The organism is Mycobacterium sp. NGS67 (genome assembly GCF_059812185.1).
The window spans coordinates 148563-173915 of record NZ_JCALCF010000011.1 but is presented as its reverse complement, the minus strand read 5'-3'; the positions used below and the strand labels follow the sequence as shown (position 1 = coordinate 173915).

Below are 25353 nucleotides of genomic sequence, written 5' to 3'. Positions count from 1 at the left end.
TCCCATGATCACTCGAGTGCTGGTCGCCAACCGCGGCGAGATCGCCCGTCGGGTCTTCGCCACCTGCCGGAGGCTGGGCCTGGGGACCGTTGCCGTCTACACCGACCCGGACGTCGCCGCGCCGCATGTCGCCGAGGCCGACGCCCGGGTCCGGCTGCCGCAGACCAACGACTACCTCAACGCCGAAGCTCTGATCGCGGCCGCACACGCCGCCGGCGCCGACGCCATCCACCCCGGCTACGGATTCCTCTCGGAGAACGCCGAATTCGCCGCCGCCGTCCAACAGGCAGGCCTGACCTGGATCGGACCGCCGGTGGACGCCGTGCGGGCGATGGGTTCCAAGATCGAATCCAAGAAGCTGATGTCCGCCGCCGGGGTTCCGGTGCTCGACGAACTCGACCCCGACACCGTCACCCAGGACCAGTTGCCGGTGCTCGTCAAAGCGTCCGCGGGCGGCGGCGGCCGCGGCATGCGGGTGGTGCACGAATTGTCCGCCTTGGCAGGTGAAGTGGAGGCCGCGCAACGCGAAGCCCAATCCGCGTTCGGTGATCCGACGGTGTTCTGCGAGCGCTACCTGCCCACCGGGCATCACATCGAGGTGCAGGTGATGGCCGACGCGCACGGCACCGTGTGGGCTGTCGGTGAGCGCGAATGCTCCATTCAGCGTCGCCACCAGAAAGTCATTGAAGAGGCACCCTCGCCGCTGGTGGAGCGGACACCGGGCATGCGGGCCAAGCTGTTCGAAGCGGCCCGGTTGGCCGCGTCCGCGATCAACTACACCGGGGCCGGCACCGTGGAGTTCCTCGCCGACGACGAGGGCGAGTTCTTCTTCCTGGAGATGAACACCCGCCTTCAGGTCGAGCACCCGGTCACCGAGGAGACCACCGGGCTCGACCTGGTCGAGCTGCAGATTGACGTGGCCGACGGCGGTCGCTTGGACGCCGAACCGTCTGTTGCGCACGGGCATTCGATCGAAGTCCGGCTCTATGCCGAGGATCCGGCGCGCGGCTGGCAGCCGCAGGCCGGCACCGTGCACAGGATCCACGTGCCCTCGGTACGCACCCAGTTCGAAACCCTGGGCCACCGGACCGGGATCCGGCTCGACTCCGGCATCGTCGACGGTTCGGCCGTGTCGATTTTCTACGACCCGATGTTGGCCAAGGTCATCTCGTATGCGCCGACTCGGCGCCAGTCGGCGCTGGTGCTCGCCGACGCGCTGGCCCGCGCCCAGGTGCACGGTCTGCGCACCAACCGTGAGCTGCTGGTGAACGTGCTGCGCCACCCGGCATTCCTCGACGGTGCCACCGACACAGCGTTTTTCGACACCCACGGGTTGGCCGAGCTGTCGGCGCCACTGGCCGACGCGGCGACGGTTCGGTTGTCGGCGATCGCCGCCGCGCTGGCCGACGCCGCCCACAACCGCGCCACCGCCAAGGTGTTCGGATCGCTGCCCAGCGGCTGGCGCAATCTCGCGTCGGGCTTCCAGGTCAAGACCTACCGGGACGACGACGACAGCGAGCAGCGAGTCCAATACCGTTACACCCGAACGGCGTTGGCGCTGCCCGACGATCCGACCGTGCAGCTGGTCTCGGCGACACCCGACGAAGTGGTGCTGGCCGAAAACGGGGTTGGCCGCCGCTTCGCCGTGGCGCGCTACCACAACGACGTCTACGTCGACTCCGCACGCGGTCCGGTGCACCTGGTCGCGTTGCCTCGGTACCCCGAGCCCGACTCGGCCGTCGCGCAAGGCTCCTTGGTCGCACCCATGCCCGGCAACGTGATCCGCGTCGGTGCTGACGTCGGCGACACCGTCACCGCCGGACAGCCGCTCATCTGGCTGGAGGCGATGAAGATGGAACACACGATCACCGCGCCGAACGACGGCGTGCTTGCCGAACTCAATGTCTCCACCGGTCAACAAGTCGAAGTGGGCGCCGTGCTGGCACGCGTGGAAGCGCCCGAATCAGAAGGAGATCCACAATGATTGATACCAGTTTCATCGAGAACGAAGACCGCCAGGCGCTGCGCAAAGCCGTGTCGGAGTGGGCGGCGGGCTACGGCGCCGAGTACTACCTGAAGAAGGCGCGCGCCCAGGAGCACACCGACGAATTGTGGCACGAGGCAGGCAAACTCGGCTTCCTCGGAGTGAACCTGCCCGAGGAGTACGGCGGCGGCGGCGCCGGCATGTACGAACTGGCGCTCGTGATGGAGGAGATGGCGGCCGCGGGCAGCGCGCTGCTACTGATGGTGGTCTCACCTGCCATCAACGGCACCATCATCAGCAAGTTCGGTACCGAAGAGCAGAAGAAGCGCTGGATCCCGTCCATCGCTGACGGCTCGCTGACGATGGCGTTCGCCATCACCGAGCCCGACGCCGGATCCAACTCCCACAAGATCACCACGACCGCCCGCCGCGACGGCAGCGACTGGATCCTCAAGGGCCAGAAGGTCTATATCTCCGGGATCGACCAGGCGCAGGCGGTGCTGGTGGTGGGCCGCACCGAAGAGGCGAAAACCGGCAAGCTGCGGCCGGCGCTGTTCGTCGTGCCCACCGACGCCCCCGGCTTCACCTACACGCCGATCGAGATGGAGCTGATCAGCCCCGAGCGGCAGTTCCAGGTGTTCCTCGACGACGTCCGGCTGCCCAGCGACGCACTCGTCGGCGCCCAGGACGCCGCCATCGCGCAGCTGTTCGCCGGCCTGAACCCCGAGCGCATCATGGGCGCGGCCAGCGCGGTCGGCATGGGCCGGTTCGCGCTGAACAAGGCGGTCGACTACGTCAAGACGCGCCAGGTCTGGTCCACCCCGATCGGCGCGCACCAGGGCCTGGCGCACCCGCTGGCGCAATGCCACATCGAGGTCGAACTGGCCAAGCTGATGATGCAGAAGGCCGCGACCCTGTACGACAGCGGCGACGACGGCGCCGCGGCCCAGGCCGCGAACATGGCCAAGTACGCCGCCGGCGAGGCGTCCACCCGCGCGGTCGACCAGGCCGTGCAGTCGATGGGCGGCAACGGGCTGACCAAGGAGTACGGCGTGGCCGCGATGCTGACCGCGTCCCGGCTCGCGCGGATCGCGCCGATCAGCCGCGAGATGGTGCTGAACTTCGTCGCGCAGACCTCGCTCGGCCTGCCCCGCTCGTACTGATGGACACCCTCGTCGAGTACGCGCGCGACGGCGCGGTAGCCAGGCTGACGCTGAACTCGCCGCACAACCGCAACGCGCTGTCGACCACTCTGGTCACCCAACTGCACGACGGGCTGCGGGCCGCCGCCGACGACCCGGCGGTGCGGGTGGTGGTGCTCGGCCACACCGGCGGCACGTTCTGCGCCGGCGCCGACCTGAGTGAGGCCGGCGAAGGCAGCCCGTACGACCTGGCGGTAGCGCGGGCACAGGAGATGACGGCGTTGCTGCGCGCGATCGTCGCGTCGCCGCGACCGGTGATCGGGGCTATCGACGGCCACGTGCGGGCGGGCGGATTCGGTCTGGTGGGAGCGTGCGACATCGTGGTAGCCGGACCGCGCAGCACCTTTGCCCTGACCGAAGCCAGGATCGGGGTCGCGCCGGCGATCATCTCCCTGACACTGCTGCCGAAGCTCTCCGCGCGGGCCGCGGCGCGCTACTACCTCACCGGTGAAACGTTCGGCGCCAGCGAAGCCGCCGAGATCGGGTTGATCACCCTGGCCGCCGAGGACGTCGAAGCCGCGGTGGCCGGGGTGGTCGCCGACGTCGGCCGCGGATCGCCGCAGGGTCTGGCGGCGTCCAAGGCGCTGACGACCGCCGCCGTGCTTGAGGGATTCGACCGCGACGCGCAGCGACTCGCCGAGGAGTCCGCCCGCTTGTTCGTTTCTGGCGAAGCGGGCGAAGGCATGCTCGCGTTCCTGGAAAAAAGGCCTCCGAGCTGGGCTTCTTCGCCCTGAGCGGGACGCCTGGGCCGGACGAAGATTGCAGTTTAGCCAACACCTCTTGCAGCAAATCTGTTACGTCGTAAGCTCGCGGGTGAGATGACCAACCCAGCCCGGCGTGATGTGAACGCCACGCGCGAGGATTTGGCGCGCGCCGCCGACACCGATCGCATTCAGATTGCGCAGTTGCTGGCCTACGCGGCCGAGCAGGGTCGCCTGCAACCCAACGAATACGAAGAGCGGCTAACGAAGGCGTACGCGGCGACGACCTATCGGGAGCTCGACCAGCTGCGCGCCGATCTGCCCGGCACAGCGGTGAGCGCGCGTCGCGGCGGTAAGTGCAATCCGGCGCCGTCCACGTTGCTGCTGGCCATCATGAGCGGTTTCGAACGCCGCGGTCGCTGGAACGTGCCGAGGAAGCTGACGACGTTCACGTTCTGGGGTAGCGGCGTGGTGGATCTGCGCTACGCCGACTTCACCTCGACCGAAGTCGACATCAAGGCGTACTCGATCATGGGCGCCCAGACCATCCTGCTGCCGCCGGAGGTCAACGTCGAGATCGAGGGTCGCGGGATCATGGGCAACTTCGACCACGCCGTAGTCGACGGGGGCAGTCCGGGCGCCCCGAACGTGCGGATCCACGGATTCTCGCTGTGGGGCGGCGTCGGCATCAGGCGCAAGGCGCGCAAGTTCCGTAAGTAACGACGCCGGCCCGGGGACCGTTCACGCACCGTGCGGAACGTAGGCCGACCCGGTGCGCAGCAACCCGCTCGGGTGTTCGGTCACCACGCCACGCACGGGCGCGAATGAAACCGAACCCGTGCTCGATATGCCTTCACCATCCGATGCGTAATACGCTTTGACGCCAAGCGCCGCAAGTCATGCACAGGCGCTGACCATGGTGAGTCGCCCGCCCCGCTGTCTGCGATCACACTTTGCCGAAAGTTGTTCTCGGCGAGGGGTAGTCATGGCAGAAGAGGTACGGGTCAGTCCCGAAGTGCTGTCCCGGATTGGCGATCAGTTGGCCGACCACGGCCGCTCACTGCTGAACTTGCAGCAGTCCAGTCATCGCGACGCCGACGGCGCCCAACCGGGCTGGGTCGGTTCCTCCGCGGGAACGTTGTTGCAGTTGCTGGACTGCTGGACGGCTAGCAGCGCGAGCCACCTGGCCCGCTTCGGCGACCATGCCGACGGCTTGAAGGTGGCCGCCGTCGCCTTCTTGATGATGGACCGGTACGGCGCCGGCGATCTTGGATGACGCTGAGTCCGGCGGACATCGAGCGCTGGGATCCCGCAGCGATCCGCACGGTATTCGACGCCGCGATCAGGCGCGCCCACGGCACCCGCACCGCGTCGGCGGCGCTCAGCGAGACGATGCGTCTGCTGAGTTTCGGTGGTGACGCCGCCGACGCCGCGCAGGCGGCGGCCCACCACACCACGACGGTGTTGGACGAACACGCCGACGCCTGCGACGCCGTCGCGCACGCGGCCGAACAATCGGCCGACGAGGTCGCCACCATCAAATCGCGCCTTCAGGCGCTACGCGGACTGGCACGAGAGAACCAGCTGATCATCGACGACCGCACCGGCGCGGTCGCGCTGCCGTCCGACCTGGTCTCCCGGTCGGTCGCCGATCAACAGAACATCTTCGAAGCCGCAATGCGACTGACCGAAAGCATGCGGCAATTGTTGTTATCGGCCGAGATCGCCGACGAGGATCTGGCGGCGGCGATTCGCGGTGCCGACGGCGACCTCTCCGCTGCGCAAGTCGAGCTCCAGCTCGCCCATCGACCACCTCACCTGCCGGCATTGCCGTCGGCGAACAGCACTGCGCAACAAGTGAACTTGTGGTGGCGGTCGCTGACCCCCAACGAACAGGATCAGGTCAAGCAACAATTCCCCGATGCCGTCCGCAACCTGGACGGCATCCCAGTCGTCGTCCGCAACCAACTCAATGTTCCTACGCTGCACCGCGAAATCGATCGGCTACAGCAGGGCTGGCTCGATTCCTATGGCTGGCACACCAACCCGGGTAAGTTGGCCGACTTGCAGGCGCTGCAACAGGTTTTGGCCGACAATCCCGGTGCCGGCCTGATCCTGCTGGACACCACAAGCAAACCCGGAAAGGTGCTGGCAGCGGTAGGCGTTGGCGACGTCGACAACGCAGAACGCGTCGCCGTGTCGGTGAGCGGTTTGAACAGCCGAGTGAGCGCCAGCGTAGCGAACATGGTGCGGGAGGCGGGTTTTCAGCGCAACGAGGCGGCACTATTGCGCCGCAACGCCGGCGTCGAGCATCCCGACGCCGTCGCCTCCATCGCATGGCTCGGCTACGACGCGCCGGACAGCCTCAAGGATGTCAGCCACGATTGGCTGGCCCGCGACGGCGCGCGTTCCCTGAACAACTTCTACCGGGGATTAGCCGCAGCCAGTAACCTCCCGGACCAACACATCGCCGCCTTCGGGCATTCCTACGGGTCATTGACCACCAGTCTCGCCGTACAACAGGGCGCACCGGTGAGCGACGTCGTGCTCTACGGCTCGCCTGGCACGGAACTCACCGAAGCCGCGCAACTGGGCGTGCTGCCCGGGCACGCGTACTACATGATCGGCGCCGACGACGTTGTCTCAGAGCTGATTCCAGCGTTCGGCGCGTTCGGCGCCCCGCCGCAAGACGTGCCGGGCATGGCGGAACTGTCCACCGAAACCGGGTACGCGTTCGACGGGCCGTACGGCGACGGTCAACTGCACGAGCGGGCCTACGGGCATTCCGAGTACACCCGGATGGGCAGCAACGGCAACCTACGTATGAGTGCCTATAACCTTTCGGTAGTCCTGGCAGGACTGCCCGCCGACCTCATTACCCCCTGGATGACCGACAATTGTCCCGACCGGCCGTGAACCGTATTGCAGTGACGCTGCTCGGTGTCGCTGTTGCGCTCAGCGGCTGTGTCAAACCGAACACCTTCGACCCATATGCCAACCCCGGCCGTCCCGAGTTGGACCGGCTGCAAGAGATCGTGAACGGGCGTCCCGACCTGGAGAGGGTTGAGCAACAGCTGGCCGACCTCGACGGCGCGATCCGGGCGGCGATCACGAAACACTCAGCGCCGAGCCGCTTTTCGGCCATGCCCGCCAGCCACTCCACCAACGGCTGCCAGCACCCGTTCACCCGCAGCATCGGTCGGCAGACAAACAGCGACATGTTCTTCGCCGAGCCCGCGCCCACACCCGCCGACTGGCTGCAGATCGTCACCGAGCTCGGACCGCGTTTCGCGACAGCAGGCTTCACACCCAACAACGCCGCACCCGGAAGTCCGCCGCTGCCAATGGGCTCGGCCAACTATTCGCAGGGTCGCGACGACGGCGTCACGATCAGCTTGGTGAACGGCCGAGACGGCAGCCCGCTCGACTACTCCTACGACACCGGCTGCCACCTGCCCGCGGCCTGGCGCACTGGCCCACCGCCGCCGAGCTTCCGTCCCGCGAATGACCCGAACGTGCACTACCCGTACCTGTTCGACGGGCCTGGGGGCGGGCGAAGCGCGGACGCGTACTAGCTGGGCGCGAGCAGACGCAAAAGCCCCGATTTCGTGCCGAAATCAGGGGCTTTTGCGTCTGCTCGGCCTCCCTAGGTGACGTCCTTCGTCACGGCTTTCCATTCCTCGATCGACGCCGACATCGCGGCGATCTTGTCGCGCATTGCTTTGAGCACGTCGCGGCCCAGCAGCAGCCGCAGCGGCGGGTCGTCGAGTTCGGTGACCGTCAGTACCGCCTCGGCGACCTTGCGCGGATTCCCCGGCAGGTGGTCGGCGAACTGCTTGATCAGGTCCTTGCGGGCGGCCACGTCGACGTAGTCGGCGATCGGGCTACCGGTCTCCTTCATCGAGCGCGACGCCCAATCGGTGCGGAAGGCGCCCGGTTCGATGGCGGTCACCTTGATTCCCAACGGCTTCACCTCGGTGGCCAGCGCCTCGGTGACGGCTTCCAGCGCGAACTTGGTCGACGAGTAGTAGGCGTTGGGCGGGTTGGCGACCAGACCGGTCATCGAGGAGATGTTGACGATGTGCCCGGAGCCGCGGGCACGCATTTCCGGCAGCACCGCTTTGATCATGTCGACCGCGCCGAAGTAGTTGACGTCGAACAACTTTCGTACTTCGGCGTCTTCGCCCTCTTCGACCGCCGACAGGTAACCGTGACCCGCGTTGTTGACCAGCACGTCGATGCCGCCGAACGCCTCCTCGGCCGCCGACACCGCCGCGGCGATCTGGGCGGCGTCCGTTACGTCGAGTCCGACCGCCAGCGCGCGATCACCGCACTCGTCGACGAAATCCTGCACGGCCTCGGCCCGCCGCGCGGTCACCACCACGCTGTGGCCGGCTTCCAATGCCGCACGGGCGATTTCGCGCCCGAATCCGGTGGAGCAGCCGGTCACCAACCAACGGCCCATCTCAGACCGTCCCTTCCGGTAGCCGCCGCAGATAGGCGGCGCGGCGTTCCGCGAGTTCGACGGCCCGCTGCCCCCCGTCCACCCGCGGCAGATGCGGCACCTCGGCGTCAAGGCGGTCCAGCTTCACCACCCTGCCGTGCGCACCGAGACCCTCGCGCGGACCCCGTTCGCCGAACTCGGCCATCCGCAGGGTCAGTATCGCTTCGCGCGACCCGTCGGTGTCGATCCAATTGGCCACTCCCGGATCCTGCGGGGAGATCACATAGGTATAGGTGCCGTCCTCGTTGGCATGCGACTGCGCCTTGTTGAGACTGCCGGTGCGGTCGATGATGTCGAGCGTGGTGCCCCAGATGTTGCTCAGCGGCACCGTGAAGTATTCGGCGCCACCGTCGTTGAGGTCGACCACGAACGCCTCGTCGGGAGCCAGGTCGAAGCGTCCCATCACGTAGAACTGGTTGCGCATCGCGCCGTCCTTGTCGGCCGACCAGGCCAGGTCGAACTGATTGGCCGGCATCTTGTAGACGCCGTGGCTGAGCTTGCCGGTGAAGTTGGCGAAGTACGCCATCATCGCCGCCGTCGCGTCCGCCTGCTCGTCCAGGGAGCGGGGCGGGGTGGCGGGGTTGCCGCCCAGGCGCTGCACCTCGAAGAAGTTCGGGTCGTCACGGTCCCAGTTCAGCAACACGTCGCGGATGTAGAACTCGTGCGCCGCAGGGGAAGTGCGCACATGGTTGGGACGGCCGTTCGCGGGTTCGGCGTCGACGGTGATGGTGAAGCTGCCGTCGGAGTCAACCTGCATGGTGCGGCCGTTGAGCACGTCGACGGTGCCCATGTTGGCGTCCCAGAGCGTGAAGTAGTTCTCGGTCATGCGGTGTTCGCCGACCCGGCCGTGGATCTCGTAGCGCTCGTCGCCGGAAATGGGGATCACCCGGTACACGCTGTCGGGATTGTCGATGCCCCAACGGGATCCGGGGATGTCGCGGCCGTCGACGGGGTGTCCCAGCCGGGTGATGCAGGAGACTTTGGGCCGTAGCTTGTCCTGGTTGGAGGACCACACCGCGGCCGAGAACATCACCTCGGCGAAGGCGTCGTCGAAACGTTCCCGCATCGCCTCGGATGCCTTGGCCCGGCCGAGCCAGGTTTCGGCCACCGACGTGTACGCCCCCTTGACGGTGGGATGTTCGATCAGATCCAGGGCGGCCAGTTCCTGCTCACGCTGGGATGCCGTCGACACGGGATGATCAACCACGAGTTGCTCCTGACTTACCGACATACTCTGGAAAAGTGTTGTTGTACAACGTGAATCGTTCGTCGATCTGCTCATCGGCCAGCCCGTAGTCGGCCGGCCGGTACGGCGGACGGTCCGGCTCGCGCGGACGCTCGACCAGCCAGCGACGCATCGCGTCCTCGGCCTCGGCGGTCAGCGGCAGGCCGACGGCGTCGTACACCCGGGCCACCTGCCCGATCGGGTCGGCCACCGCGGCGTCGAACCCGATGTCGGTGACCGGCGTCGCGTCGCCCCAGCCGGCGCGGACCATCATCGCCCGATCATTGGTCCAGCCCATCCGTTGCAGCCATTGCGCGCCCACGCGATGCAGGTCGACGGTGTCGGCGTGCATGGCATGCAGGGTCGCGTTCAGCCCGGCGCCCGAGGCGATCGTGGTGCGCGGCTCGCGGTGCATGTGGACCAGGTGCACCCCGCCGAACTGCGCGCGCAACAGATCCAGATAGCCCAGGTGCGCGGGCGATTTCAGCACCCAGCGCTCGCCTGTGACACCGCATTGCCGCTTCTGCCACTGCAAGAACTGCAACATGCGATGCAGGTATTCGTAAGCGGGGGTGAAGTCCTGCCCGTCGAGCCAGGACCGGTAATGCGGAAGGTGCGCACCGGATTCCGGGACATGCGACAAGAATGCGTCGGCCAGGAACACGATCTCCTCTTCGGCCTCCCGCGCATACATCGGATGGATGGTGAACAACTCCGGCGCCAGTTCACGGGTTTTCGCTTCGCGCGCTGCGCTGATGGCGACACGGGGATCGGTACCGCCGAATCGGTAGTCGAGTTTGGGTGCGGCCTCGACGACCTCCCAGCCGTAGGCGCACAGGAAGCGCGGGTCGGCGGCGAGCAGTCGTTGCAGCAGGGTGGTGCCGCTGCGCATCATGCCGACCACCACGATCGGCGGCGCGATCCGTTCGTCCAGGATCTCCGGGTGGCGACGGATCCACTCCTGGGTGCGCAGCCGCATCCGCAGGCTGTGCACCAGTCCCGACCGCAGGATGTGGGTGCCGACGACGTTCAGCTCGGCCCGGCCATAGTCGGTCAGCAGGACATCCAGCGGCGCCCGGAAGTCACCCGGCCCCCAGTCGGTCAGCGACTCCTTGCGTTGGGCGTCGGCCAGGATCGCTTCCGGCGCAAAGGGATTGGGGGAGTTCACGTGCTCAGAATTTCAGGTGGTGGCTCAGGTCGCCGGCCTGGTCGATGAACATGGTGCGGCTGTCGAACCACCAGACGCCGTCGATGCGCTGGAAGGTGTCCTTGTAGTGCCCGGTCACGATCACCTGCAACGGCAAGTCGGGGGTGGCTTGCGTGACGCAGTAGTAGGAGGTGCTGCGCGCGGTGCCCTGCGCCTCGTCGATGTCGAGTTGGACGTTGGTGGTGTTGTGCTTGGTTTTCGGGGTGCCGTCCTCATAGATGCGGGTCATCATCTCGTACATGCCACGCACCCCGGTGGTGCCGGTGAAGACGGTCTCGGGTGGGCCGTTCTCGACTCCGCAGATGCGGCCGTGCTCGAACAGCCCGGCCACCCCGTCCAGGTCGCCGGCGTCCAGCAGTTGGGCGTAGGTGTAGATGAGGTTGGTGATCGCCGTCGCGGTGTCCGTCATGTCGCATCACCTCGTCCGTGGAATGTCCGTCGCTGCGTCGCCCGACAATCTTGGCAGAACTGACCCGACTTACGATCAATCGGCCCCGGATGTAGGTGCCTCAGCGCGGTGCGACCAGCCCGTTGTCGTAGGCGTAGACGATGGCCGCGGCACGGTCGCGCAAATCGAGCTTGCCGAAGATCCGCCCGATGTGGCTCTTGACCGTGACCCCGGAGATGCACAGCTCGTCCGCGATCTCGTTGTTGGACATTCCTTTTCCGATCAGGATCAGTACGTCGTGCTCGCGCGGGGTGAGTTCGCCGATGTCACTGTTCACCGGTCCGGCGGCGGCCTTGCGGTAGGTGTTCAGTACCCGCGACGTCACCGCGGGATCCAGGTAACTGTCGCCTTTGGCGACCGCGCGCACGGCGCGGATCAACTCTTCGGCCGAAGAGTCCTTCAGCACGAACCCGGCCGCGCCGGCCCGCAGCGCCCCGGAGAGCAGTTCGTCTTCGTTGAACGTGGTCAGCGCAAGCACCGGCGGTGAGCCGCCTAACCTGCGGGTCGCCTCGATGCCGTCGACGCGCCGCATCCGCAGGTCCATCACGATTACGTCGGGGCGGTGCCGGACCACCGCGGCGGGCACCTCGTCCCCGTCGGCGCATTCCCCGACGACGACGAAACCGTCCTTGCGTCGCAGGATCCGGCGCAGCCCCGACCGCACCAGGTCCTGGTCGTCGACGAGCAGCACGGCGATTTCGGGCGCGTCCTCGATCACGCGATCCCCTTCGACGGACACCACCACGGACGCCACCCGCCGTCGTCGTCCCGCAGCGGGATCTCGGCGTACACCGACCACCCGTCCGGGGTGGGACCGGCTTCGACTGCGCCGCCGAGCAATTCCACCCGTTGACGCATGCCGCGCAGCCCGCGGCCGTCGGGCGACGCCGTCGGCACCGCGGCCGGCAGCCGATTGTGCACCGCAAGCCGGGCCGACCGGTCCGAGATCTGAAGTTCGACCGTGGATTTCGAATCAGGTGCGTGTTTGGCGACGTTGGCGAGGGACTCCTGGGCGATGCGATACAGAGCCAGACCGACCGCCGCCGACACCTGCTGCGTCGACCCGTCCCTACTCAGCGTGACGTCCAATCCGGCCCGCGCGAAATCCTCGACGAGTACGCCGATGTCGTCGATGCCGGGTTCGGGCGCGGTGCGCAGCGGACCGCCGCCGTCCAGCAGACCCACCGTGCGACGGATGTCGGCCATCGCCTGCCGGCCGAGCCGTTCGGCCTGTTCGAGTGCCTCGACCGCGTCGTCGACGTCGCGGTCCTGCTGCAGCACCCGCCGCGCGCCGGTCACGTGCAGCAGCGTGATCGACAGAGAATGGGCGATCACATCGTGCACTTCCCTTGCGATACGCCGACGTTCGTCGGCGGCCGCGTGTTCGGCCATCACCTGCTGGACCCGGATCTGCTCGGCCAGCAGCATGCGCTGGATGTTCATCAGGTAGCCCAGCACCCAGGCGCCGGCGACGAAAACCAGGTACACGGCAACGGCATCGAGGCGTCCCAGCGCTGCCGCGGTCAACAGCAGCGCAGCCGCCGTGCCCGACGCGAGGCCGCCACCGACTGCGTTGGTCAGGGTCGTGACGACCAACACCATCAACACCACGAACGACGGGGCGATGTCCGAGGCAACCGGTGTCTGGGTGCCGAACAGATACACCGCGGTGGCCGTCAACGCGGACAACCCGATCAGCGCCGGGCTGACCTTGGTGTCGAAAAAGACGAAGACGAACAGCGGCGACAATCCGATTGCCAACGCGGCCAACGCAACCGGGAGGTCGCCGTCCGGGCGCTGGACCGTCGCGAGCACGCCGCCGAGGAGCAACGCCACATCGGTGACGACCACCGACGCCCAGGTGACACCGACCGGGATCTTCTGCTGCCGTCGGCGCAGCAGTTCGCGCAGGAAACTCGTTGCGGTGCGCGACATCGTCCCATCGTAGAAGAGGGCGGGAGCCGACACATCATGCTGAGGTCGTAAGAAGGCCGGTACCGGTCTCCTACCGCGGTAGGAGAAGGAAACCGAACTTCGGCACGACGCGCAAACCGGGTCGCCATTCGTACGTTCGATTCATGACATGGACACAGTTGCACGACCGCATGGCCTTCATGGCCGACATGATCCAAGCCGCCGAAGTCGACCCGTCGCAAGCGTTGGCTCGCTTGGCCGATGCCGACCGCGCTGCCGAGGTGGTCCGCCTGTTCGGGGACGAGGAGGGACTGCTGCTGTCGCTGCGGCAGCGTTGGTTCACGATGCTTTCGGCGAAGCTGGATCAGGCGGAGTACGAGGGCATTACCGCCGAGCAGGCCCGAGCCGAGCTGACCGCCGCCGCACCCGGGTTGCGGGCGCTGTTGGACGTCGCGGGCCGACGATCACTGCGGATGCGGGTTCTGGCGGGCGGCGAACAGCGCGTACTGGATCTGTTCGACGGGTCGACGGTGAATCGGCAGACCGTTGCGTGACGACGACACCCGCCTGTCGCGGTTGCTGGCCCGGCTCACCGGTTCGTCGGCGATCCTGGTTGTCGGGCTGTGGGTGGTCGCGGCCGGCGTCGGCAATTTGCTGGTGCCGCAGTTGGAGCGGGTGGTCGATACGCACGCCCGCTCGTTCATGCCGGCCGACGCGCCCAGCTCGACAGCGGCTTCCCGTGCGGCGCAGCTCTTCGGGCAGACACCCAGCAACAACTTCGTTTACGTTGTGCTGGAACGCAACAGTGACCTGACGCCGCGGGACCGCCAGTTCTACGGTGCGCTGACTGCCGCGTTGAGATCGGATGCACGGCATGTGAATTCGGTGACCGACCTGTGGTCACAGCCGGCGACGGCGGCCGGCGCGCAAAGCCGCGACGGGCGCGCCGTCACCTTGATGGTCCGGCTGGCCGGGATGTTGGGTACCTCGCAGGCGCGGGACTCGGTGTATTCGCTGCGCGGCACCGTGGCCGGGTTGTCTCCGCCGACGGGTCTGGCGGTCCATGTCACGGGTCCCGGTGCGACCATCGTCGACGAGTTCGCCGCCATCGATCGGCAGATGCTCGGAATCACCGCTGCGACGGTCGTTCTCATCTTGGTGCTGTTGTTGGTGGTGTACAGATCGCCGATCGCGGCGGGAATCCCGCTGGTGTCGGTGGGTCTCGGGTTGGCCGTGGCGCGCGCCGTGGTCGCGGCGTTGGGTTCTGCCGGGGCCGTTGAGGTTTCGCTGTTCTCGGTGGCGCTGATGGCGGCCATGACACTCGGCGCCGGCACCGACTACGCGATCTTCCTCGTCGGCCGCTATCACGAGGGCCGGCGAGCCGGGGTAGCCCCGGGCCGGGCCCTCACCGACGCCTATCGTGCCGTGGCGCCGGTGGTGATCGGATCGGCGCTGACCATCTCGGTGGCGCTGGCCTGCCTGGGCTTCGCCGAGGTGGGGATGTTCCGCAGCGCGGGAATACCCTGTGCGATAGGAATTCTGGTGATCATGGTGGCGGCGCTGACCCTGACGCCGGCGCTGATGGGTCTGGCGGTGCGCCGCGGGGTGCTGGAACCGCGGTTGTCGACGACAGCCGGGCGCTGGCGCCGCGTCGGAACCAGCGTGGCGCGCTGGCCCGGACCCGTCCTGGCCGCCGCCGGCGCATTGATCATGCTGGCCGCGCTGCCGTTGGCGAGCATGCGGGTGGGCTGGAACGAACCCGCGGCCACACCGTCCGACGCCGAATCCAGCATCGGTTACACGTTGGCCGACAAGCACTTCGCCCGCAACGCCCTGCTGCCCGACGTCATCACGATTCAGGCCGACCATGACCTGCGCAACCCCGCGGGCCTGATCGCGGTCGAACGGATCAGCCGTCAGATCATGGCCGTTCCGGGGGTGCGTTCGGTGCAGTCGGCGAGCCGGCCAGACGGCAAGGTGCCCGATCAGGCGACGCTGAGCTATCAGGCCGGAGAGCTCGGCCGCCAGTTCAGCCGGGCGGTCGACTCGCTGACCGAGCGGCTGGCCCGCGTCTCCGATCTGGACTCCGCGCTGGCGCAGACGCAGGCGGCGGTCGAGCGGATGGGCAGCGGACTGCGCGGCGGTAGCGCCGGACTGGCCGACATGTCCTCGGCGGCAACGGATATGCGGGTCGGTGTGGACGGGGTGCAGCGCTCGGTGACGACCGTCTCCGGTTTCTTGGACCCGCTGCGCGACTTCGTGGCCCGGACCCCGGACTGCACGGCGAACCCGTTGTGCGCGACCGTCGACCGCGTGCTGCAACCGATGGATTCGCTGCTGCAGACTTCGACGCGCATCGGTGACGGCGCCGCCAAGCTGACCCGCGGCTCGACCACCGCCGCCACCGCGCTGGCCGGACTGCCGCAATCGGTGACCGCGATGAATGACGCACTGTCGCAGGCACGTTCGGCCACCGGCGAGTTGCTGAGCCTACGGGACTCGCTGGGGCCGCAGCTGCGCCAACTGACCGATTACCTCGCCGAGATCGACACCTCGTTCCAGGGCAGCGCGGCGTCGGGTTTCTACCTGCCGCAGCGGGCGCTGTCCGACCCGCGCTACCGCGAGGTGCTGAACAACCTGATTTCGGCCGACGGCCGCGCCACCCTGCTGCTGGTGTACGGCGACGGCGACGAGTGGGGCGCCGCCGGTGCCGCGCGGGCCGACCAGGTGCGCGCCGCCGTGACGGAGGCCACCAAGGAAGGGACCCTGACCCCGACCGGCGTCCAGCTGGCCGGTGTCGGACCGGCTACGGCCGATCTGCAACGCTCGGTCGGCCGCGACACCATGCTGCTGGTGGGAGCGGCGCTGGCGCTGATCTTCCTGATCGTCACGGTGATGCTGCGCAGTCCGGTGGCCGGATTGGTGGTCGTCGGAACCGTCGTCGCCTCCTACGCATCCGCGCTGGGTGCCAGCGTCCTGATCTGGCAGCATCTGCTGCACCAACCGCTGCACTGGGCCGTCGCGCCGATCGCGTTCATCGCGTTGATCGCTGTGGGAGCCGACTACAACCTGCTACTGGCGCTGCGCATCAAATCCGAAGCACGCGCGGGACTCGGCACCGGCATCATCCGCGCGTTCGGCGGTACCGGCGGCGTCGTCACCACCGCGGGCATCGTCTTCGGGATCACCATGCTGGCGCTGCTGGCCAGCAGCGTGCTCAGCATCGCCCAGGTCGGCACCACCGTCGCCGTCGGATTGTTGATCGACACCCTGGTGGTGCGGGCATTCGTGGTGCCGTCGCTGGTGGCGCTGCTGGGTCGGTGGTTCTGGTGGCCGGCACGGGGGCCTAGCCGCGGGTGACCTTGCCGGCCTTGATGCACGAGGTGCACACGTTGAGGCGCTGCTTGTTGCCACCGGGGCGCGTCACGGCGTGCACGGTCTGGACGTTGGGGTTCCACCGGCGACTGGTGCGGCGGTGGGAGTGCGACACCGACTTACCGAAGCCGGGGCCTTTCCCGCAGATATCGCACACAGCGGCCATGGTTCAAACTCCTCAAGTCTGTTGCCGGGTCCGGCGACCCGCTGTCGGGTCAGCCGGCCTGAGCCGGAATAGCCCGGGTTCACCCAGGCCGTCCCACAATACCGACTGTGGTCGGCAACCGCCAAAACGCACGGCGCCCGGACTCGTCTTGACCAGTACTGTCGGCGTCTCTGACTAGGCTCTTGGCTGGCTCACGTCCCGGCGGTCCGGGGCTACGCTGGCGCGATCGGGGGCCTCGTCAGTGCACAAAGGAGGTGGGGGTCGAGTTGGGCGAGTCAGGTCGGGTACTGGACGGTGTAGCCCTGCGCGACTGGGCCCACACCGTGGTCAGCGACCTGATCACCCACATCGACGAGATCAACCGGCTCAACGTGTTCCCGGTCGCCGACTCCGACACCGGCGCGAACATGCTTTTCACGATGCGTTCGGCGCTGGCCGAGGCGGATGCCGAAGCCGGGCGGGGCAACGACGACGTCGTTCGGTTGGCGTCCGCGCTGTCGGCGGGAGCTCTGCACGGCGCCCGGGGCAACTCCGGGGTGATCCTCTCCCAGATCCTGCGTGGCATCGCCGACGCAACCGCGACCGCCGCCGCCGATTCCGGTGGGGAGCTGGCCGTGATCGACACCGCGACCTTCGCGGCCGCGCTGTGGCGTGGCGTCGAATTGGTCGTGACCTCGATGGGTGGAGACGAGGTGCCCGGGACCATCGTGTCGGTGCTGCGTGCCGCCGCCGCCGCCGTCGACCAGAGCGCCGCCGCCGATCAGACGCTGGACACGGCGATCGTCGCAGCCGGTGACGCCGCGGTGGTCGCGCTGGAGAAGACGACCGAGCAGCTCGACGTGCTCGCCGACGCCGGGGTGGTGGACGCCGGGGGGCGCGGTTTGCTGGTCATGCTGGATTCGCTGCGTTCGACGATCACCGGGGAGACGCCGGCGAGATCGGTGTACGAGCCGGCACCGCGGTCGTCGGTGGTCGACGCCGCCGCCCGGGGCCGGGCTCCGCAGTTCGAGGTGATGTACCTGCTGGCCGACTGCGATGCGGCAGCGGCCGACACACTGCGACAACGACTCGAGGAGCTGGGTGACTCGGTGGCGATCGCGGCCGCGGCCTCGCAGAGCTACTCCGTGCACGTCCACACCGACGACGCCGGCGCGGCCGTGGAGGCGGGTCTGGCGGCCGGACAGTTGAGTCGCATCGTGGTGTCGGCGCTGAGTTCCGGCGCCACCGGACTGCCCGCGGGAAGTTGGACCCGGGAACGGGCGGTGCTCGCCGTCGTCGACGGCGACGGTGCCGAGGAGTTGTTCGCCGGGGAGGGGGCTTGCGTACTGCGACCGGAACCGGACGACTCCGGCGGCATCAGCGCCCACCAACTGGTTCGCGCCGTGGTGGACAGCGGCGCAGCCCAGGTGATGGTGCTGCCCAACGGGTATGTGGCCGCCGAGGAACTGGTGGCCGGTTGTACCGCGGCCATCGGGTGGGGCGTCGACGTGGTGCCGGTCCCGACCGGGTCGATGGTGCAGGGACTGGCCGCGCTGGCCGTGCACGACACCGGCCGACAGGCCGTCGACGACGGCTACACCATGGCCCGCGCGGCCGGCGCCGCCCGGCACGGATCGGTGCGCGTCGCCACCGAGAACGCGTTGACCTGGGCCGGCACCTGCAAACCGGGCGACGGCCTGGGCATCGCGGGCGACGAGGTGCTGATCGTCGCCGCCGACGTGCCGGCCGCCGCGATCGGCCTGCTCGACCTGCTGATGGCCTCCGGTGGCGACCTGGTCACGGTGCTGATGGGTGCCGACCTGGACGACCTGGACAACGGAGTCGCTGCGGACATCCAAGCCGCGCTGGACAGTCACATGCACGACCATCACCCCGGCAGCGAACTGGTGGTCTACCGCACCGGTCACCGCGGTGACGTGCTGCTGATCGGGGTGGAGTAGGCGTGGCGACGCTGAGCGATCGGCTGCTCTTTGTGCTTGGCGGCAAGTCCGCCGACCCGCTGGAGGAGAGCCTGGGGCTCCTGACTGTCGACGAGCTGCTTCGGCACTATCCGCGCAGCTACGTCGAAGGCGCATCCCGGCTCAGCGCCGACGACCAGCGCCCCGAACCGGGCGAGCACATCACGATCGTCGACGTCATCACCGATACGAGGTCCGGACAGATGCGGCAGCAGAAGCCCGGCAAGAGGCCGCGGAAATGGTTGCGCGTCACGGTCGGGACAGGCCGCGGCAGGGTGACCGCCACCTTCTTCAACGCCGACTTCCTGATGAAGGACCTGACCGTGAACACCAAGGTCATGCTGTCCGGAGAGGTCGGATACTTCAAAGGGGCTATGCAGCTCACCCATCCCGCGTTTCTTCTGATGGACTCCTCGGACGGCAGGAACCGCGGCACCGATTCGCTGCGCAACATCGCCGATGCGTCGAAGACGGACAGCGGTGAATTGGCCATGTCGGCGTTCGAGCGGCCGTTCTATCCGATCTATCCCGCCAGCACCAAGGCCCAGACCTGGGAAATCTATCGCTGCGTGCAGCAGGTGCTGGATCAGCTTGACCCGGTGGATGATCCGTTGCCCCCGGAGCTGCGTGCGAAGCTCGGGCTGATCGGCGAAGACGACGCGTTGCGCGCCATCCACCTGCCCGAAAGCAGATCCGAGCGGGACCGGGCTCGTGATCGCCTCACTTTCGACGAGGCGGTCGGTCTGCAGTGGGCACTGGTCGGCCGCCGGCACGGCGCGTTGTCCCAATCGGGGCCCGCGGCTCCCCGCCGGCCCGACGGTCTGGCGGCAGAACTGTTGCAGCGCTTGCCGTTCGAACTCACGGCCGGGCAGCGTGAGGTGCTTGCGGTGTTGTCCGACGAACTGGCACTCACCAGACCGCTCAACCGCTTGCTGCAGGGCGAAGTCGGGTCGGGCAAGACGATCGTTTCGGTGCTGGCGATGCTGCAGATGGTCGACGCGGGCTACCAGTGCGCCTTGCTGGCACCTACCGAAGTCCTTGCCGCGCAACATCTTCGATCCATGACCGAGGTCCTCGGTCCGCTGGCGATGGGAGGCCAACTCGGCGGTGCCGACGATGCCACCCGCGTGACGCTGCTCACCGGATCGATGAGCGCCGCGCGAAAGAAGCAGGTTCGGGCCGAGGTCGCCGGTGGGCAGGCCGGCATCGTCATCGGCACCCACGCGCTGCTGCAGGATGCGGTGGAGTTCCACAAGCTGGGCATGGTGGTGGTCGACGAGCAGCACCGGTTCGGCGTCGAGCAACGAGATCGGTTGCGCTCCAAGGCTCCTGCCGGTATCACTCCGCATCTGTTGGTGATGACCGCGACGCCGATACCCCGTACGGTCGCCCTGACGTATTACGGCGACCTGGAGACGTCTACGTTGCGCGAACTGCCGCGCGGGCGTCAGCCGATCACCTCCAATGTGATATTCGTCGGGGAGAATCCGCGCTGGCTCGAGCGCGCCTGGCAGCGCATCAGGGAAGAGGTTGCCGCCGGTCGCCAGGCGTATGTGGTGGCGCCGCGGATCGACGAAGAAGAGTCGGACACGACGGAAGACGGCAAGCGCCCGTCGGTGACCGCCGTCGGCTTGTTCGGCAGGCTGCGCGCGCAGGAATTGGCCGGCGTGCGGCTGGGACTCATGCACGGTCGACTGTCGGCCGACGAAAAGGACGCCGTGATGGCCGCTTTCCGCGCCGGCCAGATCGACGTGCTGGTGTGCACCACCGTCATCGAAGTCGGTGTCGATGTTCCCAACGCCACCGTGATGCTGGTGATGGATGCCGATCGGTTCGGTATCAGCCAACTGCACCAACTGCGGGGCCGTATCGGTCGCGGCCGGCACCCGAGCCTGTGCTTGTTGGCCAGCTGGACCTCACCGGTTTCGCCGGCCGGTACCCGGCTGAACGCCGTCGCGGCGACCGTCGACGGATTCGCGCTGGCCGACCTGGACCTCAAGGAACGCAAGGAAGGAGATGTGTTGGGCCGCAATCAGTCCGGCCGGGCCTTCACGTTGCGACTGCTGTCGCTGGCCGACCACCTGGAGTACATCGAGGCCGCCCGGGAATTCTGTGAGTCAGCGTATGGCGCCGATCCGGGCAACCCCGGATTGTCCGTGCTGGCAGCACGATTCACCGACACCGACCGAATCGAGTACCTGGACAAGTCATGACTCGCAAGACACTGCTCTGGTTGGCGGCCGTCGCCGTGCTGGCGCTGGTGGTCGCCTACCAGACGCTGGGATCGTCGTCGGCCCGGCACGCCGAGGAATTCGCCGCGCGCGCCGACGTCCCCACCGTGCAACCCGGTGACGACGTGCTGGCCGGAATCCTCGTGTTGCCGCTACGTGCGCACCGGTTCGACTACCGGCGGGCGGCTTTCGGCGACGCCTGGGACGACGACAACGACGCCCCGCTGGGCCACAACGGCTGCGACACCCGCAACGACATCCTCAACCGCGACCTGGTCGACGTCACGCATGTCTCCATAAAACGGTGTCCCGACGCGGTAGCCACCGGCACCTTGCACGACCCCTACACCAGCTCCGTGATCGCGTTCCAGCGAGGCGCCAAGGTCGGCGAGTCGGTGCAGATCGACCACATCGTCCCGTTGGCCTACGCCTGGGACATGGGCGCCTCAGACTGGCCGGAGACCGAGCGGGTGCGCTTCGCCAACGACCCGGCCAACCTGCTGGCGGTGCAGGGCAGAGCCAACCAGGACAAAGGGGACTCACCACCGTCGCAGTGGATGCCACCCAACAAAGCGTTCGCGTGCCAGTACGCCATCCAGTTCATCGCGGTGCTGCGCGGCTATTCGCTGCCGGTGGACCAGGCATCCACCGGCGTACTGCGGGAGGCCGCGGCCACCTGCCCGACTCGGTGAACGGTCAGGTGCCGGTGTAGGTGTCCGGATCCGGCCGCAGCCGGGTGCCGTCGTTGAGCCCGTTCAACGCGTCGACGTGCTCGGCGGCCAGTTCGAAGTCGAACACGTCCAGGTTGCCGGCGATGTGTTCGGGTTTGGCTGAGCGGAACACGACGGAATTGCCCAGCTGGACGTTCCAGCGCAACAGAACCTGCGCGGGCGTCTTGCCGTATTCGCCGGCGATCGACGTCACCGTCGGGTTGTCGTTCAGCTTGCCCAGAGCCAGCGGCGTGTAGGACTGGGTGACGATGTCGTGCTCGGCGTTGGTCTTGCGCAGCTGCTCCTGGTTGAGCAACGGGTGCAGCTCGATCTGGTTGACCGCCGGGGTGACGAACGTCAGGTCGATGACCATCGACAGGTGCTCCGCGGTGAAGTTGGACACCCCGACCGAGCGGGCGTGGCCCTCGCCCCGGGATTGGATCAATCCGCCGAACGAGTCCACGTAGGTGCCGAGCGCCGCCGCCGGCCAGTGGATCAGGTAGAGGTCGACGTATTCCAGCCCGAGATTTTCCAGGCTGCGCTGGCAGGCTTGCTGCGACGACTTGAAACCCTGGTCAGCCGTGGCGAGTTTGGTGGTGACGAAGAGTTCGGCGCGGGGAATGCCCGACGCCGCGATCGCGCGGCCCACCGCCGCCTCATTGCCGTACGCCGCCGCGGTGTCAATCAGCCTGCAGCCGCTCTCCAGAGCGGCCGACACCGCGCGTTCGGTCTCGTCGTCCGATAACTCTGCGGTCCCGAGGCCGAGCACCGGCATCGTGTTCTCGTCGTTGAGGGCAATCGAGGGGACAGAAGTGGCGCCCGACTCGCCGGCCAACGTCATCACCTACCTATGAAATTGAAAGTTCTCGGATTCAGGTCCAAGCCGGTCGCGGAAACGCATACCAACTCGCGGTCCATCATGTTACCGAGTTGAATATGCCATCTAATCAATGCCCGGCCCGCGTCCGGTCACAACTTCAGATGGCCGGTCGGTCTGCGCAGGTTCAGGCATTTCGGTCACGACGTAAGGTTGCCCCCGGGGAAGTCGGAGGGGGCCGACGGCGGGAATCGAGCGACCGTCGTTTAGCGTGACGAAGATTTTAGGGAGCGGCCGATGACCAGAAGCCTTCCGGGCGCGCCGGACCTCCATCTCGGGGCAGCGCGCGCGTCGACCGGGTGGACGGCCCGTGTCCAGGGCACGGTCACCAACGTGGGTGTGAAAGTCATTCCGTGGATTCCCAGCGGCGCCAAGCGGCTCCTGACGCGGGGGCGGTCGGTCGTCATCGACGGCAACACCCTCGATCCCACCCTGCAATTGATGCTCACCGGACTGCGCGCCGTGGGCATCGACGGTTTGGTGATCGACGACGACGCCGCCACGTCCCGAGCCGCCATGCGGGAAAACATGCAAGTCATGCCCGGCCCGCAGATCCATGTGGACGTGGAGGAGATCTCGCTGCCGGGTCCGGCAGGTCCGATCGCGGCGCGGCACTACTGTCCCCCGGGGTCCGGCGCCGGGGAAGCGCCGCTGCTGGTCTTCTACCACGGCGGCGGCTGGGCCATCGGCGACCTGGACACCCACGACGCGTTGTGCCGGTTGACCTGCCGAGACGCGGGCATCCACGTGCTGTCGATCGATTACCGGCTGGCGCCCGAGCATCCGGCGCCCGCGGCGATCGACGATGCCTACGCCGCGTTCCAGTGGGCCTGGGAACACGCCGCAGAACTCGGCGCGGCAGCGGGTCGGGTGGCGGTCGGTGGCGACAGCGCGGGTGGCAACCTGGCGGCCGTCGTCAGCCAGCTGGCACGGGATAGCGGCGGACCGGTCCCGGTGCTGCAGTGGCTGATCTATCCGCGGACCGACTTCACCGCGCAGACCCGGTCGCTGAGCCTGTTCGCGCGGGGCTTCGTGCTGACGAAGCGCGACATCGATTGGTTCACTACGCAATACCTGCGCAAGTCGGGGATCGATGCGACGGATCCGCGGGTTTCCCCGGCGCTCGCCCCGTCGCTGTCGGGGTTGGCGCCGGCGCTGATCGCGGTCGCCGGCTTCGACCCGCTGCGTGACGAGGGCGAGGATTACGCGGCGGCGTTGCGGGCCGCAGGTACCGACGTGGACCTGCGGTATCTGGGTTCGCTCGCGCATGGCTTTGCGAACCTGTTCGCGCTCGGCGGGGACAGTGCCGCGGGGACGGCGGAGTTGATCTCGGCGCTGCGGGCTCACCTGAGCCGGTGCTGACCTGGTCGTGATGCGGGTCGCGACCATCGCAATCGGTACGCTAGAGGCGCCCCTTCGCGGGCCAAGCCAACAAACGTGAGGATCCTGTGGCCGACAAACGCAAGCGCCCCGCGCGACTCGACCTGAAGTCCGGCGACGGCAAGTTCGGCCGACTCATCCAGATCGGCGGCACCTTGATCGTCGTGCTTTTCGCCGTCGGCCTGGTCTTCTACATCGTGTCCAACGGCCACAAGAAGCAAGCCGCCGCTGCCAACGGGGAGGGCGCGATCCGGGTGACCTCCAGCAAGCTGGTCAACGACCAAGGCAAACCCAAGGCCGTGATGAGCTTCTACGAGGATTTCCTGTGTCCGGCGTGCGGCAAGTTCGAGCGCGATTTCGGACCGACCATCAACAAACTCATTGAAATCGGCGCGATCGCCGCCGACTACACCATGGTGACCATCCTGGACAGTCCGCGGACCCAGCACTATTCCTCGCGCGCCGCCGCGGCCGCCAACTGCGTCGCCGAGGAGTCCATCGCTTCCTTCCAACGGTACCACAGTGCGCTCTACGACCCCAATATCCAACCCGCCGAGACCGGCACCACCTTCCCCGACAACGCACGATTGATCGAGATCGCCCGTCAAACAGAGGCCGTCGGCAAAGTGGCGGACTGCATCAACAGCGGCAAGTACATCGAAAAGGTGACCGGACTGGCGGCGGCCAACAACATCCGCGCGACCCCCACCGTGAAGATCAACGGCACCGACTACGAATGGACGTCTCCTGCCGCGCTGGTGGCCAAGATCAAGGAAATCGTCGGCAACGTCCCGGGGATCGACGAGGTCGCGGCAACCGCGAAAGCCTGATCTCGTGTCAGCCGAACTCGCCGAGCAATCCGAACTGGAACTCCCCGCGACGCGCGGACCGTGGGTACCCACCCTGAGTGCGTGGTGGGTGCTGATCGGCGGCGTGCTGGGCTTGCTCGCCTCGGTCACGCTGACCGTGGAGAAGATCGAGTTACTGCGCAACTCCTCGTACGTGCCGTCGTGCAACATCAACCCGATCGTGTCGTGCGGGTCGGTGATGGTGACGCCCCAGGCTTCGCTGTTCGGGTTCCCCAATCCGTTGCTGGGCATCGTGGGGTTCACGGTCGTGCTGGTCACTGGGGCGCTGGCGGTGGCGAAAGTGGTTCTGCCGCGGTGGTATTGGGTCGGGCTGCTGGTCGGGTTGCTGGCCGGTACCGCGTTTGTGCACTGGCTGATCTTTCAGAGTCTGTACCGCATCGGGGCGTTGTGTCCGTACTGCATGGTGGTCTGGGTCATCACCGTCGCCCTGCTGGTCGTGGTGGCCTCGATTTTGGCGCGTCCGGCGATCGGCGACAGTTCGGTGCTGCGAGTGGTGTTCGGTTTGCGGTGGTCGCTGGCGACGTTCTGGTTGACCGCGGTATTCCTGCTGATCATGGTGCGCTTCTGGAGTTATTGGTCGACACTTCTGAGTTAAGGTCGAG

Annotated in this window: 23 protein-coding genes; 15 read left to right on the top strand and 8 right to left on the bottom strand. The window is 67.4% G+C overall.

The window, feature by feature from the left end:
* The first annotated feature begins 4 nt into the window (after window positions 1-4).
* The 7 genes from AC5Y4D_RS13155 to AC5Y4D_RS13125 all read left to right on the top strand — a co-directional run bounded on the left by AC5Y4D_RS13155 (window position 5) and on the right by AC5Y4D_RS13125 (window position 7462).
* Complete coding sequence (locus AC5Y4D_RS13155; RefSeq protein ID WP_499946578.1) at window positions 5-1984, top strand: acetyl/propionyl/methylcrotonyl-CoA carboxylase subunit alpha; 1980 nt, start codon at window positions 5-7, stop codon at window positions 1982-1984.
* Window positions 1981-3147: an acyl-CoA dehydrogenase family protein gene (locus AC5Y4D_RS13150; protein WP_500037357.1), complete on the top strand. Its 1167-nt coding sequence runs from the start codon at window positions 1981-1983 to the stop codon at window positions 3145-3147. The genes AC5Y4D_RS13155 and AC5Y4D_RS13150 overlap by 4 nt, the downstream gene beginning before the upstream one ends.
* On the top strand, window positions 3147-3920 hold the full coding sequence (locus tag AC5Y4D_RS13145; RefSeq protein WP_500037356.1) for an enoyl-CoA hydratase family protein: 774 nt from the start codon (window positions 3147-3149) through the stop codon (window positions 3918-3920). Before AC5Y4D_RS13150 ends, AC5Y4D_RS13145 begins: the two co-directional genes overlap by 1 nt.
* Window positions 3921-4004: 84 nt before the next feature.
* Complete coding sequence (locus tag AC5Y4D_RS13140) at window positions 4005-4607, top strand: DUF1707 SHOCT-like domain-containing protein (RefSeq protein WP_499946581.1); 603 nt, start codon at window positions 4005-4007, stop codon at window positions 4605-4607.
* A gap of 265 nt (window positions 4608-4872) precedes the next feature.
* Window positions 4873-5163 (top strand): hypothetical protein, encoded by a 291-nt coding sequence (locus AC5Y4D_RS13135; RefSeq protein WP_500037355.1) that lies wholly within the window; start codon window positions 4873-4875, stop codon window positions 5161-5163.
* A complete protein-coding gene (locus tag AC5Y4D_RS13130) occupies window positions 5160-6803 on the top strand; it encodes an alpha/beta hydrolase (RefSeq protein ID WP_500037354.1) in 1644 nt (547 codons plus the stop codon). Before AC5Y4D_RS13135 ends, AC5Y4D_RS13130 begins: the two co-directional genes overlap by 4 nt.
* A gap of 5 nt (window positions 6804-6808) precedes the next feature.
* Entirely contained in the window at window positions 6809-7462 is a 654-nt protein-coding gene (locus AC5Y4D_RS13125; RefSeq protein ID WP_500037363.1) for an LppA family lipoprotein, read from the top strand.
* 71 nt (window positions 7463-7533) lie between these two features.
* Here AC5Y4D_RS13125 and AC5Y4D_RS13120 read toward each other — a convergent pair whose 3' ends face one another.
* The 6 genes from AC5Y4D_RS13120 to AC5Y4D_RS13095 form a co-directional block, all read right to left on the bottom strand.
* Window positions 7534-8352, bottom strand: coding sequence for an oxidoreductase (locus tag AC5Y4D_RS13120; RefSeq protein ID WP_500037353.1), 819 nt, complete (start codon window positions 8350-8352; stop codon window positions 7534-7536).
* Between the two features lies 1 nt (window position 8353).
* A complete protein-coding gene (locus AC5Y4D_RS13115; protein WP_500037352.1) occupies window positions 8354-9622 on the bottom strand; it encodes a DUF1214 domain-containing protein in 1269 nt (422 codons plus the stop codon).
* Window positions 9591-10784 carry a sulfotransferase family protein gene (locus AC5Y4D_RS13110; protein WP_500037351.1) on the bottom strand — a complete coding sequence of 398 codons (1194 nt, stop codon included), beginning with the start codon at window positions 10782-10784 and terminating at the stop codon, window positions 9591-9593. Before AC5Y4D_RS13110 ends, AC5Y4D_RS13115 begins: the two co-directional genes overlap by 32 nt.
* A gap of 4 nt (window positions 10785-10788) precedes the next feature.
* Window positions 10789-11232, bottom strand: coding sequence for a nuclear transport factor 2 family protein (locus AC5Y4D_RS13105; protein ID WP_500037350.1), 444 nt, complete (start codon window positions 11230-11232; stop codon window positions 10789-10791).
* A gap of 100 nt (window positions 11233-11332) precedes the next feature.
* Window positions 11333-11989 carry a response regulator transcription factor gene (locus AC5Y4D_RS13100; RefSeq protein ID WP_499942061.1) on the bottom strand — a complete coding sequence of 219 codons (657 nt, stop codon included), beginning with the start codon at window positions 11987-11989 and terminating at the stop codon, window positions 11333-11335.
* The gene (locus AC5Y4D_RS13095) at window positions 11986-13206 is read right to left on the bottom strand and encodes a sensor histidine kinase (protein WP_500037349.1); all 1221 of its coding nucleotides are present in this window, start codon (window positions 13204-13206) and stop codon (window positions 11986-11988) included. The genes AC5Y4D_RS13100 and AC5Y4D_RS13095 overlap by 4 nt, the downstream gene beginning before the upstream one ends.
* Before the next feature lie 143 nt (window positions 13207-13349).
* Between AC5Y4D_RS13095 and AC5Y4D_RS13090 the strand changes: the two genes are divergently transcribed.
* Complete coding sequence (locus AC5Y4D_RS13090) at window positions 13350-13739, top strand: hypothetical protein (protein WP_500037348.1); 390 nt, start codon at window positions 13350-13352, stop codon at window positions 13737-13739.
* Window positions 13732-16545, top strand: coding sequence for an MMPL/RND family transporter (locus AC5Y4D_RS13085; protein ID WP_500037347.1), 2814 nt, complete (start codon window positions 13732-13734; stop codon window positions 16543-16545). The genes AC5Y4D_RS13090 and AC5Y4D_RS13085 overlap by 8 nt, the downstream gene beginning before the upstream one ends.
* On the opposite strand, the gene rpmB is transcribed toward AC5Y4D_RS13085, so the two are convergent.
* On the bottom strand, window positions 16532-16726 hold the full coding sequence (rpmB, locus tag AC5Y4D_RS13080; RefSeq protein WP_036354526.1) for a 50S ribosomal protein L28: 195 nt from the start codon (window positions 16724-16726) through the stop codon (window positions 16532-16534). The two genes, AC5Y4D_RS13085 and rpmB, sit on opposite strands and share 14 nt — an antisense overlap.
* Before the next feature lie 287 nt (window positions 16727-17013).
* Between rpmB and AC5Y4D_RS13075 the strand changes: the two genes are divergently transcribed.
* The 3 genes from AC5Y4D_RS13075 to AC5Y4D_RS13065 are packed head-to-tail and all read left to right on the top strand — an operon-like array spanning window position 17014 to window position 21607.
* Window positions 17014-18666, top strand: coding sequence for a DAK2 domain-containing protein (locus AC5Y4D_RS13075; protein ID WP_500037362.1), 1653 nt, complete (start codon window positions 17014-17016; stop codon window positions 18664-18666).
* Window positions 18667-18668: 2 nt separating this feature from the next.
* The gene (gene recG, locus AC5Y4D_RS13070) at window positions 18669-20897 is read left to right on the top strand and encodes an ATP-dependent DNA helicase RecG (RefSeq protein WP_500037346.1); all 2229 of its coding nucleotides are present in this window, start codon (window positions 18669-18671) and stop codon (window positions 20895-20897) included.
* Window positions 20894-21607, top strand: coding sequence for an HNH endonuclease family protein (locus AC5Y4D_RS13065; RefSeq protein ID WP_500037345.1), 714 nt, complete (start codon window positions 20894-20896; stop codon window positions 21605-21607). The genes recG and AC5Y4D_RS13065 overlap by 4 nt, the downstream gene beginning before the upstream one ends.
* Window positions 21608-21611: 4 nt before the next feature.
* Here the strand turns inward: AC5Y4D_RS13065 and AC5Y4D_RS13060 are convergent, their stop codons facing one another.
* On the bottom strand, window positions 21612-22460 hold the full coding sequence (locus AC5Y4D_RS13060) for an aldo/keto reductase (protein WP_499942361.1): 849 nt from the start codon (window positions 22458-22460) through the stop codon (window positions 21612-21614).
* A gap of 279 nt (window positions 22461-22739) precedes the next feature.
* Here AC5Y4D_RS13060 and AC5Y4D_RS13055 point away from each other — a divergent pair, with 279 nt between their 5' ends.
* The 3 genes from AC5Y4D_RS13055 (at window position 22740) to AC5Y4D_RS13045 (ending at window position 25346) form a co-directional block, all read left to right on the top strand.
* Window positions 22740-23864, top strand: a complete 1125-nt coding sequence (locus AC5Y4D_RS13055) for an alpha/beta hydrolase (protein ID WP_500037344.1) — start codon at window positions 22740-22742, stop codon at window positions 23862-23864.
* A gap of 86 nt (window positions 23865-23950) precedes the next feature.
* Window positions 23951-24712 (top strand): DsbA family protein, encoded by a 762-nt coding sequence (locus AC5Y4D_RS13050; RefSeq protein WP_500037343.1) that lies wholly within the window; start codon window positions 23951-23953, stop codon window positions 24710-24712.
* 4 nt (window positions 24713-24716) lie between these two features.
* Entirely contained in the window at window positions 24717-25346 is a 630-nt protein-coding gene (locus AC5Y4D_RS13045) for a vitamin K epoxide reductase family protein (protein ID WP_500037342.1), read from the top strand.
* Window positions 25347-25353: the final 7 nt, after the last annotated feature.

Coding starts and splice junctions, on each gene's coding strand:
- AC5Y4D_RS13145 (WP_500037356.1), top strand. CDS start 3,147: ATGGACACCCTCGTCGAGTACGCGCGCGACGGCGCGGTAGCCAGGCTG.
- AC5Y4D_RS13055 (WP_500037344.1), top strand. CDS start 22,740: ATGACCAGAAGCCTTCCGGGCGCGCCGGACCTCCATCTCGGGGCAGCG.
- AC5Y4D_RS13155 (WP_499946578.1), top strand. CDS start 5: ATGATCACTCGAGTGCTGGTCGCCAACCGCGGCGAGATCGCCCGTCGG.
- AC5Y4D_RS13095 (WP_500037349.1), bottom strand. CDS start 13,206: ATGTCGCGCACCGCAACGAGTTTCCTGCGCGAACTGCTGCGCCGACGG.
- AC5Y4D_RS13105 (WP_500037350.1), bottom strand. CDS start 11,232: ATGACGGACACCGCGACGGCGATCACCAACCTCATCTACACCTACGCC.
- AC5Y4D_RS13135 (WP_500037355.1), top strand. CDS start 4,873: ATGGCAGAAGAGGTACGGGTCAGTCCCGAAGTGCTGTCCCGGATTGGC.
- AC5Y4D_RS13090 (WP_500037348.1), top strand. CDS start 13,350: ATGACATGGACACAGTTGCACGACCGCATGGCCTTCATGGCCGACATG.
- AC5Y4D_RS13115 (WP_500037352.1), bottom strand. CDS start 9,622: ATGTCGGTAAGTCAGGAGCAACTCGTGGTTGATCATCCCGTGTCGACG.
- AC5Y4D_RS13120 (WP_500037353.1), bottom strand. CDS start 8,352: ATGGGCCGTTGGTTGGTGACCGGCTGCTCCACCGGATTCGGGCGCGAA.
- AC5Y4D_RS13140 (WP_499946581.1), top strand. CDS start 4,005: ATGACCAACCCAGCCCGGCGTGATGTGAACGCCACGCGCGAGGATTTG.
- AC5Y4D_RS13130 (WP_500037354.1), top strand. CDS start 5,160: ATGACGCTGAGTCCGGCGGACATCGAGCGCTGGGATCCCGCAGCGATC.
- AC5Y4D_RS13065 (WP_500037345.1), top strand. CDS start 20,894: ATGACTCGCAAGACACTGCTCTGGTTGGCGGCCGTCGCCGTGCTGGCG.
- rpmB (WP_036354526.1), bottom strand. CDS start 16,726: ATGGCCGCTGTGTGCGATATCTGCGGGAAAGGCCCCGGCTTCGGTAAG.
- AC5Y4D_RS13150 (WP_500037357.1), top strand. CDS start 1,981: ATGATTGATACCAGTTTCATCGAGAACGAAGACCGCCAGGCGCTGCGC.